This is a genomic window from Enterobacter cloacae complex sp. P18RS (genome assembly GCF_014982105.1).
Classification (GTDB): Bacteria; Pseudomonadota; Gammaproteobacteria; order Enterobacterales; family Enterobacteriaceae; genus Enterobacter; species Enterobacter hormaechei_C.
This window is the reverse complement of record NZ_JADCKV010000008.1, coordinates 136,597-148,267: the sequence shown is the minus strand read 5'-3', so window position 1 is coordinate 148,267 and position 11,671 is coordinate 136,597. Positions and strand designations below refer to the sequence as shown.

Genomic DNA, 11,671 nt, shown 5'->3' with positions numbered 1-11,671 from the left:
AGTTACGCCCAGCGTTTAATGATTATCGAGGTATTGATGCCGCCAAAGGCAAAGTTATTGCTCTGAATAAATTCGCAATCAATCGGGCGGGTTTCCCCCATAATATAATCTAAAGCGCCGCATTGCTCATCCGGTTGTCTTAAATTGAGCGTTGGCGTGAACCAGCCCTCCCGCATCATGTGCAGACTCAGCAAGGCTTCCAGCGCGCCGCAGGCGCCCAGGGTATGGCCGAAATAACTCTTTAAGGATGAGATGGGCACGCTGTCGCCGAAAATGGCGGCGGTCGCCTGACTCTCGGCGATGTCCCCGCGATCGGTTGCCGTGCCGTGGGCAGAAATGTAGCCAATCTCCTGAGGGCCAAGGCCCGCCATCGCCAGCGACTGCGCCATACACACCTGCATGGTTTCACGCTGGGGCTGGGTGATGTGCGCCGCATCGCAGTTGGTGGCAAAGCCCACGATCTCGCCATAGATTGTCGCCCCGCGCGCTCTGGCGTGATCCAGCGCTTCCAGCACCAGCGTGCCCGCCCCTTCGCCAATCACCAGACCATCGCGCTGAACGTCAAACGGCGACGGCGTGGTTTTTGGCGCGTCGTTACGCTGGCTGGTGGCAAACAGGGTATCGAAAACCGCCGCTTCCGACGGGCACAGCTCTTCCGCGCCGCCTGCCACCATCACCGTCTGGTAGCCGTGACGAATCGCTTCCCAGGCGTAGCCAATCGCCTGGCTGCCAGAGGTACAGGCGCTCGAGGTGGGGATCACCCGTCCGCGCAGGCCAAAGAACAGCCCGGTATTCACCGCCGTGGTGTGCGGCATCATCTGCACGTAGGTGGTGCCGGTGATGTTGTGGGTGTGCTTTTCGGTGAGCATAGAGGCAAACTCGCTGACCGGCCCGGTGCTGCCGGTCGACGAGCCGTAGGCGATGCCGGTCTGACCGTTGGTCAGCACCGCGTCGTCGATCAGTCCCGCCTGCTCCAGCGCCAGCTCGGTGGCGCGGGTAGAGAGCAGCGACACCCGGCCCATGGCGCGAATGCGCTTACGGGTATAGTGAGCGGGGAGAGTGAAGTCTTCAATCGGCGCGGCGAGCAGGGTTTGCAGGCCGTCATACGCCTGCCACTCCGTCATGGTACGCACCGCATTTTCATACTCGCGCAGACGGCGCGAGATGGTCGGCCAGTCCTCGCCGAACGCGGTGACGCCGCCCATGCCCGTAATCACTACCCGGCGGGTCATAGCATGCCTCCGTTAATCGAAATCACCTGACGCGTCACATAGCCTGCTTTATCCGACATCAGGTAACTCGCCAGCCCGGCGAACTCCTCGGCCTGGCCCATACGCTGCATCGGGATCATCGACATCGCCGCGTGCAGCGCAGCTTCGTCCATCTCGATCATGCCGGTATCGATCAGCCCCGGCGCGATGCAGTTGACGGTGATTTTGCGTTTTGCCAGCTCGGTGGCGAGCGCTTTGGTGGCGCCGATGATCCCGGCTTTCGCCGCGCTGTAGTTCACCTGCCCGCGGTTGCCCATCAGACCAGAAACCGACGACAGGGTGATAATCCGCCCGCCCTTGCGGGTGCCGATCATCGGCATAATGCAGGGATGGATAACGTTATAGAAACTGTCGAGATTGGTGTGGATCACGCTGTCCCAGTCATCCTCGCTGAGCGCCGGAAACGCGCCGTCGCGGGTGATGCCTGCGTTACTGACCACGCCATACCATGCGCCGTGGTCCGCCATTTCCTGTTCCAGCACCGCGCGGCACTGCTCGCGGTTGCCCACGTCGAAAGCAAGTAAACGGCCCGTGCCGCCCGCCTGAACAATCGCATCGAGTGTCTCCTGTGCGCCAGCGGCATCGCGGTGGTAATGCACACCCACGGTGAAACCGTCAGCCGCAAGCTGAAGGGCAATTGCGCGGCCAATGCCTTTGCTGGCACCTGTGACCAGTACGGATCTCATGATGGCGTTCCCTGATTGAAAAGTGATGTTAATTCTTCTTCGCTCGGCTGGAAGGTGTTCACGCGGCCCGTGGCGAGGGAGACACTATCCGCATGAATGGCGCACTCGAAGCTGCCAAAGCGTTCATCCTGCATCAGACGTTCGATGGTGATGTTCAGCGTGCTGCCTGCGGCAAAATGCCCTGCGTCGCACACCAGCTCGCGCGCGCCCAGCACCATGCCCAGCGCACAGTGCGGCAGCCCTTTTTGCATCCGGTGCCATTCAGACCAGACGCCCACGGTCTGGGCCATCAGCTCCAGCGCAAACCAGCCAGGCAGGTTGCCGTCCGCGTCCAGGAACGGAGCCAGAACGCCCCGATCGTTCACCGTCACGCTGCAAACGGCGCGGTCATCGGTGACGTTTTCCACGCTCTCAAGCAGCAGCATCGGCGTGTCGTGAGGAAGATAATCCCCGGGAGGTAAGTAGCGCATCATACCCTCCCCAGCAGAAGGCTGGCGTTGTTGCCGCCAAACGCAAAGGAGTTTGACAGGATCGCCGGTTTATTCAGCGGTGCGCTCTGGTGCAGCAGGCCGAAGGCTGGCAGGGTGTCGTCTGGCGCGTAGCGGGAAAAATCCTGCGGCGGCAGCGGCAGGTCTCGGGTCAGGATCAGCCAGCTCAGGGCGGCCTCGGTGATCCCCGCTGCGCCCAGAGTGTGGCCGGTAAGATGTTTCGTGGAGCTGCACGGCACGCGGTCGCCAAAGAGATCGTGGATCACCTGCGCCTCAATGCGATCGTTCAGCGGCGTAGCGGTGCCGTGCAGGTTGATATAGCCGACGTCCGCCGCCGTCATGCCCGCCTCGTTCAGCGCCTGGTTGATGGCGCGGATCGCCCCTTCGCCCTGCGGATGCGGGGCGGAAATATGGTACGCATCGCTGGATTCCCCCGCGCCCAGGAGCGCAACCTCGCCCGGCTCGCGGGTCAGCACCATCAGTGCCGCCGCTTCGCCAATGGTGATCCCCCGACGGTGGCGGCCAAACGGTTCGCACAGGGTTGGGGAGAAGGACTCCAGGCTGTTGAAGCCGTTGACCGGCATGCGGCTCAGGCTGTCGGCCCCGCCGACGATGGCGACGTCCACCAGCCCGGCGTCAATCAGACGACGACCGCTGACGATCGCCCGCGCGCTGGAGGAGCAGGCGGTTGAGATGGTATACGCCGGGCCGTCCAGCGCAAGCCAGCGGGCGAGAAAGCGCGACGGATCGCCCAGCTCCTGCTGCGGATATTGCCACTGCGGGCTGCTCTCGCCGTTTTGCGCGCGGCGCACGTACTCATCACCCTCGTCCAGCCCGGAGGTGCTGGTGCCCAGCACAACCGCCACGCGGTCGCGCCCTACGCGCGCAATGGCCGCATCGACGGCGGGCCGGATTTGCGCCAGCGCCGCCAGCAGCAGCTGGTTGTTACGGCTGCGATGGGCGGAAAAAGACTCGGGGACAGGGGGTAGTTCACCCTCCACACCTCCCAGCACGGCCTCGGGTAAGCCCTGTAGCCAGCCCGCACGCTGGCGCATCCCGGGGGCCACGCCAGCGATCAGGTTTGCCGCTATTTCATCAGCCGAGTTGCCGAGCGCGTTGACCATGCCAACGGCAGAAAGGTAAATCATCTCAGTCACCCAGATATTGAATGGTGATGTGGTAGTGAAAAGCGTGCTGCACAATGCTAATCGGATCGCGCCTGCCGTTACGGTTCAGGTAGACAATTTCCGTGACCAGTTTGCCCTCGGGGTTGCGCAGTTCGCGTCTGGTGTCAGTATCGTTCAGCGTCCAGCCTTTCGGCAACTGCGGCTGCCAGGCGCTGAGCGGCCAGTGGCTCAGCATCACGTCGGCCAGCACCTGGCTGGCGGGCGGCAGCTGTGGCATCACAACCGACTGCTCGGTGTGGATCCCGGTGTCGTCGTAGGTGGCGAGGAACAGGCGGATCCCGACGGAGGAGAGGCCGGCAAGCGTCACTTTATCTCCGTCGGCGTTCAGCATCACCAGCAGCGACTGGGTCTGGCCTTTAAAACTGCCGGTAAGCAACTGCTGCGCGCGGATGGCAGGCGTGATGCCCGGCGGGGGCAGCGTGACGCGGGTGCCGGGCTGGAGCCAGGCCTGAGGGCGCGCGTCATCGCGGTTCGTCGTATGGCTACACCCCGCCAGCAACAGGGCCATCATCACTGCCGCCAGGCGAATGAAACGGGTCATGGTAAGTTCTCTTTGTTAGACGGCATCGCCAGCGGGGCGAGCAGGAACGCGGTGAAGATACCGCTCACCAGCACAATGCCAAAGCTGCTGATGGCCTGAGTGGTGCTGAACACCAGCATCCCCAGCGTCAGCAGGGTAGTCATCATGGCGAGGGTAATCGCCAGCATGGAGGTCAGCGGCGTGCCGCGCGGGTTGCTGAAAAACAGCGTGTAGTTAATGCCAATGCCGAGGACCAGCACCAGCGCCAGCAGGGAAAACAGGTTCACCGGATGGCCCGTCACGGCCAGCGCCGCCAGCCCGCCGCCCAGCGACAGCACGGACGGCACCAGCGCCACCAGCCCTTTTCGCCAGCCGAGGCGTAGCATCGCGCCGCAGGCAATCACCGCCAGCGCCACGCCCAGCAGCCCCGTCAGCAGCGAGCGGTAGAGCGCAAACAGGCTGTCGAAGCTGGCCTTACGGTCAACCCAGACGACCCCGGGATGGCGGGCGGCCAGCTCACCGAGCGCGGCGCTGTTTCTGACGCCATCGACCGGGACCAGCACACCGCTTTTGCCGTCCGGCAGCGTCAGCCACAGCAAACGCCAGCCCTCGCTGGCCGGGCTGGCGAGCCACGCTTCCACGCTGACAGGCATGGCGTTCAGGTTCGGTGGGACGGCGTTCAGCCCCGTGCTTTGCAGCATTTTCATCACCGTCGGCGCGGCGTTACGCAGAAGATGCAGATCGCTGTTCTGCCGCGCCAGCGAGTTCAGCGGCAGGGTGCGCCAGCGGGTTAATTCACCGGCTTTTTGCGCCTGCGCCAGCGCCGGGGTAAACGCCTCCAGCCGCTCCAGCGTTTCCTGAGCCGACGCGCCGTACACCACGAACCACTTCTGATCGACATTTTGCCCGGTCAGGGCGGTGATGGTTTTTTCCTGCGCCAGAATGTCCTGCGGCAGCGCCTGAAGCCGGGCGATATCGTCATCCACCCGCAGGCTGGCGATCCCGATGGCGGAGAGCAGCGCCAGCGCTACCGGCAGCCCGACAGAGAGGGATTTACTGTCGCGCCAGGCGTTCAGCCAGCGCTGCATCATCCCTCTCAGGGGGACCGGGCGGACCGGCATGCCCCGGCACAGCCACGGATGCCAGAACATTACCGTCAGGCACGAGGCGCTCAACCCTGCGGCGGCGAACACCGCCATCTGACGAATGCCGGGGAAGGGGGCCAGCATCATGAAGAGATACGCCACGACGGTGGTCAGCAGCGCCAGCAGCAGCGCGTTACGTACTTTCGCCAGGCTTTGCCAGGGCGAGTGTTCCGCGCCGTGCACCATCCGCTCCGTGAGGTAGTAAATCGTATAGTCCGCCGAGATGCCGATGATGCTCATGCTCATCACCAGCGTCATCAGGTGCAGTTCACCGAACAGCAGCAGCGTCACGACCGTCCCCGCCAGCGCGCCGATGGCAATGGAGAGCAGGCTCAGCAGCAGCGGACGCACGGAGCGAAACACCGACACAATCAGCAGGATCACCCCGAGCACCGTGGCGACGCCAAGTGTGGAAATATCGTTTTTAGCCTGTTGGCTGGCGTAATCGCTGTAGAACACCGTCCCGCGCGAGAGCAGCTGCGCCTGTGGATACTGGCTTTTCAGCGTCTGCTGCAACGCGTTAAGGGTGGTCACCAGCTGGTGGGTTTGCTGCATATCAAACGATGAGCCCGCCAGCTCGCCGTGCAGCAGATACCAGTAGTTCCCGGCCGCATCTTTTGTCACCAGCCAGCCGTCCATCAGCTGCATCTTTTGGCTGTTTTTCGCCAGCGCGAGCTGCGCGCCGCGCATCAGCATCAGCGGATCGTTTTGCAGCTCCTTGCCGCTCACGCCGGAAAAGGCGGAGTAGAGCTGGGACAGGATCCACTGGGCCTGTGCTTGACCGCCGTTTTGCAGGCGGGCGCGGGTGGCCGGATCGACCAGGCCATTGCGGTGTTGCCAGAAGAAATCTCCCCAGGCCTGTTGCCCGGCGGCGTCCAGCGGACCTTTTACGACACTCAGCGCCTGGCTGCGTTGCAGCAGGGTTAACCACTGCTGCGCCACGCGCGGGTCCGGCTGTTTGCCGGGGCTGACCAGCCAGATGAGCTGGCGGTCGAGGCGCTGCATAAATCCGTCGTTGAGAGCGGGAGGGATCGCGCCGAGCGTCTGTTTCGGCAGCATGGCGAGCACGCTGCTGTTCAGCCGCGCGCCGGGCAGCAGCGACAGCAGCACGCCCAGCAGGATCAGGCATACCGCGGCCCACAGCAGCGCCGGGCGCAGGGCGTTACGGTGCGGCAAAGCGCTGGCGTTCTGCATCGGTCAGGCGGGCGGGCGTCAGTTGGTGGCGGGAGAGGGCGATATCCGTCGTGTCGCCCTGCTTATCGTTCAGGCGAATGGATTCCAGATAGATCGCGCCCTTCAAATCAAGGGTGGAGAAAATCTTGTCCAGCGGCGTGGTGACGGGCGTCAGCACCAGTGACCAGCGGCCTTCGCCCAGGCCTTTGAAATCGACGCGGAAGTTCTCTTCCAGCACCTTGCGGTCGGCCTGGAACAGCGCCCGCAGCAGATGGTTGAACTGGAACATCTGCGGGTTAGTGTCGGCGGTAATGGTCTGCGGCGACTGACCGTTGACGATCTGCACCATCCGTTTGTCATCCAGCAGCAGCGTCATCGGGAACGGCGCTTTTTGATCCCACAGCAGGCCATTGTCACGGGCGATCAGCATCTCCCCCTGCGAGCGCAGGGGCTGAGGCATATCCTTGATCGTGCGGATCTGTTCGAAGTGTGCGCGCACTACCGGTTGCTCCGCAAACCGCTGTTGCAGTTCATCCAGCGTGATCGCGTTCACCAGCGGGCTTACCAGCAGCGCGAGTAGCGTTATCCATTTCATGGCGCGATCCCCATGCGTTCGAACAGAATGGCCGGGCTGACAAAGCACATCTCCCGGCTTGCTTCTTCCACCGCCACCTGAATGGTGTAGCCGGTGGTGGTGCGTTTCCCGGTTTGCGCGTCGAAGATTTGATAGGCGATGCGCAGACGGTTTTCAACCTCTTCAATGTGGGCGCGGACGCGAATGCGCTGCTCGAAGGTCACCGCGTCGCGGTATTTCACCCGGGTATCCACCACCGGCCAGACGTAGCCGGACGCTTTCATCTGGCGATAGCCGTAATCAAACTGGTTGAGCAGCGCTTCGCGGGCAATCTCAAAGTAGCGGAAGTAGTTGCCGTGCCACACCACGCCCATCATATCGACGTCGTGGAACGGAACGGTGATTTCAACTTCAGCCGTAAAGCGGGGATCGGTCAGCACCCTTTACTCCTTCTCGTTGACCTCTGGCAGCTGCCAGAAATCGAAAAAATTAAACCAGTCGAGCGGCGACAAGAGCGCGTAATGCTCCAGCCGCTGCGCATAGCGGTCGACGGTCTGCTGTAGCGCCTGCTGGCGTTCGCCGCGCGGCAGCAGCAGCGGGTCGGCAAACGGCTCGCAGTGCAGAGTCAGCTTTCCCTGCTGGCAGAGGGCAAAAATCAGCACCACCGGGCAGCGCAAAATGGACGCCAGGATAAACGGCCCCTGCGGGAACGGCGCGGGCTGGCCCATAAATTCGCTCCATATCACCCGCCAGCTACCGCCGCGCTGCGGGGTGACGGCGATGCGATCGCCCACGATCGCCACCCATTCGCCGCGATCCAGCTTCTCTTTAATGAGGATCGCAGTCTCCGGGCCAATGTCGGTGACCGGCATCAGGTGAATGCCCGCCTGCGGTGCCATCTCCTCCATCACCTGCTTAAAGCGTCTGGCGTTGTCGCTGAAGACCAGCGCGTTGATGGTTTTCGCCCCTTCGCGCTGGGCCAGCGCCCGACAGGCTTCCACATCGCCAAGATGCGACGCGAGCAGCAGTTTGCCCTGAGGATCGTCGAGCCCCAGCGTCTCCTGCGCGCCTGGCGCAAAGACCAGATCGCGATGGAGTTTCATTTCGCCGCGCCAGCTGGCCACTTTGTTCAGCATGGCATGACCGAAGCGCAGGAAGTGGAAAAAACTGTTAAGCCGCGCGGGTTGCGGCATTTGCCGCTGTGCCATCACCGTTTTAACCCGCGTCAGCCACTGCTGCGACGTCTGACGCGCAGAGCGGGCGGTCAGCCAGTAGACGGCGGTAACCGGCCACAGCAGGGCGGTAAACGCCTTTCGCCCCAGCAGCTGCCAGACGCGTAGCATCAGGCGCATGCCCCATAATCCTTTTACCTCCTGCTGCTGCGCCCAGTGCTGTGAGCGGCGACGCATCAGCAGGGAAGGAATGCGCGGCAGCATGCCGAGAAACAGACGGGTATGCATCAACGAGATGCGCACGTTGTCTTTCAGGGCATCGAAATGGGATACCCCGTCCGGCGGATAGGTCACGCGGGTGGGCAGAAAATAGCTGGTGTTGCCCTGCCAGTAGAGGCGCACCATCACTTCGGTATCAAAATCCATTCGCCTGCCGAGCGGCGTGGTTGCTGCAAGGCGCAGAACCGGGGCTATCGGGTAAACGCGAAACCCGCACATACTGTCTTTCAGTTGCAGGGAGAGGGTTTCAATCCAGACCCAGACGTGCGTTATCCAGCGCCCGTACAGGCGCGAACGGGGGATTGAGTCATCGTAAACGGGCTGCCCGGAAATGAGCGCATCGGGATGACGCCCGGCCAGCGCCAGCAGTTTGGGAATGTCCTCGATAGCGTGCTGGCCGTCAGCGTCCACCTGAACGGCGTGGGTGAAGCCGCGATCGGCGCAGGCTTTCAGCCCCTGCATCACCGCTGCGCCTTTGCCGCTGTTTTCGGCCAGCCGCAGCAGTGTGATCTGCGGACGATCCGCCGCCAGCGCTTCAAGCGTGCGGCGCGTGGTTTCATCGCTGCCGTCGTCCACCACCAGACAGGGCAGATCGAAAGGTGCCAGGCGCGCTAGCACCGAAGCCATCATCGCCCCGTGGTTGTAGCAGGGGATCAGCACGCAGGGACGGAAGGTTACTGACATAAGCGAATCTTCCCGCTGCTGGCGGTGTGGCGCTGGTTACCCGCATGGCGCTGGTAGCTGAAGGTCAGCAACTGGCGTTCAGGCTGCCAGGCAAGGAGCAGCGTGACCGTGTTCTCCGGCAACAGCGGGGCGGCGAACTTCACGTTCTGAATACTGTGAAAACGGTAGCCCGACGCCAGCGCGGCGGCGTAATGCATCACCCAGTCGAGCTGCGCCACGCCCGGCAGCAGCGGCTGTACGGCGAAATGTCCCTTAAACCAGAGCAGGTCAGGATCAAGATAAAAGGTTATCTCCAGATGCTGTGGATCGGGCTGGAGGCGCCCGATTTCAGGGATCTTCATGAAACAACTCCTGTAGCTGCGCAGTCACGCGCTTGTTCATGCTGTTGACCGGGATTTCATCAACGATCCGCCAGTAGCGCGGTACGGCAACCGGTTCAAGCCAGGGGCGAAGGGCGCGTCGCCAGGCGAGCTCCTGCGCTGTTTTGCTCTGTTCGTGTTGCTGACGCACCGCTTCATTCAGCACCAGCAATACGCCAATGCCCTGACGCCCGCCGCGCGTCACCGTCAGCGCGGCGGCCTCGCGGATGCCGTCCAGCGCCAGCAGGCGGTGCTCAATGTCATCGAGTGAAATGCGCTTATCTTCAATTTTGACCTCCCGACCACGACGCCCGACGAGGCTGAACTGCCCGTCAGCCGTGAAGTGCAGGATATCATCCAGCACGATTCCCTCCGCCTCGGGGATCAGCGGCGACGTCACGCGATCGCCGTGAAACGCCACGCCGGGGAAAGGCTGCCAGCGCGTGCTTTCCTCCTGACGGTAGCGCCAGGCCATTACGCCCGTTTCCGTGCTGCCGTATATTTCATCCGGCCAGACGTTGAGCCAGGCCTGAACCGCGGCGACCTCCTGCCAGGGCAGCGCGCCGCCGGCGGAGACGAGCAGGTTGACGGGGGGCGGCGTCAGCGACGCGTCCAGCCGCTTGAGAAACGCCGGACTGCTGATGAAAAGGTAGCGTTTATCGTCGGGAAGGGCAGAGAGCTGCTCGGCATAGTTGAGCAGGCTGGCATGCAGCGGCAGGCCGAGCGCCATGGGTAAGACAACACGAAACGTCAGGCCATACAGGTGGTGCAGCACCACGGAAGCCACGACGTGACAGCCCGCCAGACGCTCGCCAAAATGCGCCGCCAGCAGACGAGCCTCACGATCAAGGCTGACCACCGGCTTACTTACCCGCTGCGGCGTGCCGGTCGAGCCGGAGGTGTAAAGCTCGATCGTGCGCGTCTCACCGATGGCTGGCAGCGGTGAAAAGGGATGGCCTGCCCGCTGCGCGGAAGCCACCCGCAGCTGTCGCCCCTGAAAATCGAGCGTGGTGTCGCTCAGGACGCCGCTGAACAGCGCCCGCTGTTCGTTAAGCTGCGCCGCCCGGCTGTGCCCGGGGAGGACCGGCGTTTTACCCGCATGCAGCGTCGCCAGCAGCGCGACAATAAACAGATAACCGTTTTCGATGCACAACGCCCAGCGTTCGCCATCTTCACGACGCAGCGTGTCGACCAGCTGAGTGACGTCGTGGCGCAGATCGCCAAGCGTCCAGAGGCGGTCGTCCTGCCAGGCGACAGGGGAGTCGTCAGGGCGGGGCGCACTGAGCCACTGGCTAAGCGGAAGAGGGTTAAGCATCGTTTTTAATCACCCGTTGTCGCACCAGCCACTCGCCAGCCATCAGCGTGCCCATCAGGAGATAGGCAATCATCCCATTCCACAGCGTCCACAGACGGATATCGGCGTGTAATACGGTAAACAGCGCGATCGCCCCGTTGATAATAAAAAAGCCGCACCAGACTTGGGTAACCCGGCGCGTGTAACGTACCCCGACGGGGGAGAGATCCGGTTCACGCAGGCGCGCCAGCCGTTCAACAACAGGCATTGCCGTCCACAGCGAACCGCCAAACACCACCAGCATCACCAGATTCACCACCACCGGATATAACAGCACCCACTGGTGCGCGTGCAGGACGTAGCTCGCCGCGCAAAGTGCTATGCCGGCCAGCGCCACGCTCACGAACAGATAACCCAGGGGGCCGCCCTGCCGACGGGCCTGGCAGACGCGCAACAGCAGCACCAGCGCCATCACGGCCACTATCCCGTGCAGGCTATTATTCGCCAGCCCGAAGCCGATCAAAAACGGCCATGCCAGCAGCATCAGCCCCGTCAGGGCGGGAAGAACTGGAATCGAACGCACGTTACGCGTCGCGCTGAAGCTGTTCCACAACGTCCACGACGTCCTGCACCGTGCGCACCGCTTTGAAGGTTTGGGGCTTGATTTTATGGCCCGTTTTCTTTTGCAGGTGCACCACCATATCGACGGCATCAATGCTGTCGAGATCCAGATCCTCGTAAAGACGTGCCTCAGGGGTAATATCCTCCGGGGCGATTTCAAACAGCGTAATAAGAAGCGCAGAGACTTCCTGATAAATCGTTTGTTGTTCTGTCATAGC

Annotated in this window: 13 protein-coding genes; all 13 read right to left on the bottom strand. The window is 62.7% G+C overall.

Going from position 1 to position 11,671, the window contains the following annotated elements; translation table 11 throughout:
* Positions 1-2: 2 nt before the first annotated feature.
* Genes INF61_RS06290 through INF61_RS06230 form a run of 13 tightly spaced genes read right to left on the bottom strand, consistent with a single transcriptional unit; the run spans position 3 to position 11,668 of the window.
* Positions 3-1,232 carry a beta-ketoacyl-ACP synthase gene (locus INF61_RS06290; protein WP_017384107.1) on the bottom strand — a complete coding sequence of 410 codons (1,230 nt, stop codon included), beginning with the start codon at positions 1,230-1,232 and terminating at the stop codon, positions 3-5.
* Positions 1,229-1,960: a 3-ketoacyl-ACP reductase FabG2 gene (locus INF61_RS06285; protein WP_193547628.1), complete on the bottom strand. Its 732-nt coding sequence runs from the start codon at positions 1,958-1,960 to the stop codon at positions 1,229-1,231. Before INF61_RS06285 ends, INF61_RS06290 begins: the two co-directional genes overlap by 4 nt.
* Positions 1,954-2,427, bottom strand: a complete 474-nt coding sequence (locus tag INF61_RS06280; protein WP_074173137.1) for a 3-hydroxy-fatty acyl-ACP dehydratase — start codon at positions 2,425-2,427, stop codon at positions 1,954-1,956. Before INF61_RS06280 ends, INF61_RS06285 begins: the two co-directional genes overlap by 7 nt.
* Complete coding sequence (locus INF61_RS06275) at positions 2,427-3,593, bottom strand: beta-ketoacyl-[acyl-carrier-protein] synthase family protein (RefSeq protein ID WP_017384110.1); 1,167 nt, start codon at positions 3,591-3,593, stop codon at positions 2,427-2,429. Before INF61_RS06275 ends, INF61_RS06280 begins: the two co-directional genes overlap by 1 nt.
* 1 nt (position 3,594) lies before the next feature.
* Positions 3,595-4,173: a DUF3261 domain-containing protein gene (locus INF61_RS06270; RefSeq protein ID WP_049135003.1), complete on the bottom strand. Its 579-nt coding sequence runs from the start codon at positions 4,171-4,173 to the stop codon at positions 3,595-3,597.
* The gene (locus INF61_RS06265) at positions 4,170-6,491 is read right to left on the bottom strand and encodes an MMPL family transporter (protein WP_193547623.1); all 2,322 of its coding nucleotides are present in this window, start codon (positions 6,489-6,491) and stop codon (positions 4,170-4,172) included. Before INF61_RS06265 ends, INF61_RS06270 begins: the two co-directional genes overlap by 4 nt.
* The gene (locus INF61_RS06260; RefSeq protein ID WP_193547622.1) at positions 6,460-7,065 is read right to left on the bottom strand and encodes an outer membrane lipoprotein carrier protein LolA; all 606 of its coding nucleotides are present in this window, start codon (positions 7,063-7,065) and stop codon (positions 6,460-6,462) included. The genes INF61_RS06265 and INF61_RS06260 overlap by 32 nt, the downstream gene beginning before the upstream one ends.
* Entirely contained in the window at positions 7,062-7,484 is a 423-nt protein-coding gene (locus tag INF61_RS06255) for a thioesterase family protein (RefSeq protein WP_006812302.1), read from the bottom strand. The genes INF61_RS06260 and INF61_RS06255 overlap by 4 nt, the downstream gene beginning before the upstream one ends.
* Before the next feature lie 3 nt (positions 7,485-7,487).
* Positions 7,488-9,179, bottom strand: a complete 1,692-nt coding sequence (locus tag INF61_RS06250) for a glycosyltransferase (RefSeq protein ID WP_165468534.1) — start codon at positions 9,177-9,179, stop codon at positions 7,488-7,490.
* A complete protein-coding gene (locus INF61_RS06245; RefSeq protein ID WP_033488080.1) occupies positions 9,170-9,520 on the bottom strand; it encodes a hydroxymyristoyl-ACP dehydratase in 351 nt (116 codons plus the stop codon). Before INF61_RS06245 ends, INF61_RS06250 begins: the two co-directional genes overlap by 10 nt.
* Positions 9,507-10,853, bottom strand: a complete 1,347-nt coding sequence (locus INF61_RS06240) for an acyl-CoA synthetase (protein WP_193547621.1) — start codon at positions 10,851-10,853, stop codon at positions 9,507-9,509. The genes INF61_RS06245 and INF61_RS06240 overlap by 14 nt, the downstream gene beginning before the upstream one ends.
* Positions 10,846-11,445 (bottom strand): hypothetical protein, encoded by a 600-nt coding sequence (locus INF61_RS06235; protein WP_193547620.1) that lies wholly within the window; start codon positions 11,443-11,445, stop codon positions 10,846-10,848. The genes INF61_RS06240 and INF61_RS06235 overlap by 8 nt, the downstream gene beginning before the upstream one ends.
* Positions 11,417-11,668 (bottom strand): acyl carrier protein, encoded by a 252-nt coding sequence (locus tag INF61_RS06230; RefSeq protein ID WP_193547619.1) that lies wholly within the window; start codon positions 11,666-11,668, stop codon positions 11,417-11,419. Before INF61_RS06230 ends, INF61_RS06235 begins: the two co-directional genes overlap by 29 nt.
* Between the last annotated feature and the right edge of the window lie 3 nt (positions 11,669-11,671).

What these genes read in the sequence shown, in the direction of transcription:
- INF61_RS06290 (WP_017384107.1), bottom strand. Translation starts at nt 1,232, where the DNA reads ATGACCCGCCGGGTAGTGATTACGGGCATGGGCGGCGTCACCGCGTTC.
- INF61_RS06280 (WP_074173137.1), bottom strand. Translation starts at nt 2,427, where the DNA reads ATGCGCTACTTACCTCCCGGGGATTATCTTCCTCACGACACGCCGATG.
- INF61_RS06275 (WP_017384110.1), bottom strand. Translation starts at nt 3,593, where the DNA reads ATGATTTACCTTTCTGCCGTTGGCATGGTCAACGCGCTCGGCAACTCG.
- INF61_RS06270 (WP_049135003.1), bottom strand. Translation starts at nt 4,173, where the DNA reads ATGACCCGTTTCATTCGCCTGGCGGCAGTGATGATGGCCCTGTTGCTG.
- INF61_RS06265 (WP_193547623.1), bottom strand. Translation starts at nt 6,491, where the DNA reads ATGCAGAACGCCAGCGCTTTGCCGCACCGTAACGCCCTGCGCCCGGCG.
- INF61_RS06260 (WP_193547622.1), bottom strand. Translation starts at nt 7,065, where the DNA reads ATGAAATGGATAACGCTACTCGCGCTGCTGGTAAGCCCGCTGGTGAAC.
- INF61_RS06250 (WP_165468534.1), bottom strand. Translation starts at nt 9,179, where the DNA reads ATGTCAGTAACCTTCCGTCCCTGCGTGCTGATCCCCTGCTACAACCAC.
- INF61_RS06245 (WP_033488080.1), bottom strand. Translation starts at nt 9,520, where the DNA reads ATGAAGATCCCTGAAATCGGGCGCCTCCAGCCCGATCCACAGCATCTG.
- INF61_RS06240 (WP_193547621.1), bottom strand. Translation starts at nt 10,853, where the DNA reads ATGCTTAACCCTCTTCCGCTTAGCCAGTGGCTCAGTGCGCCCCGCCCT.
- INF61_RS06230 (WP_193547619.1), bottom strand. Translation starts at nt 11,668, where the DNA reads ATGACAGAACAACAAACGATTTATCAGGAAGTCTCTGCGCTTCTTATT.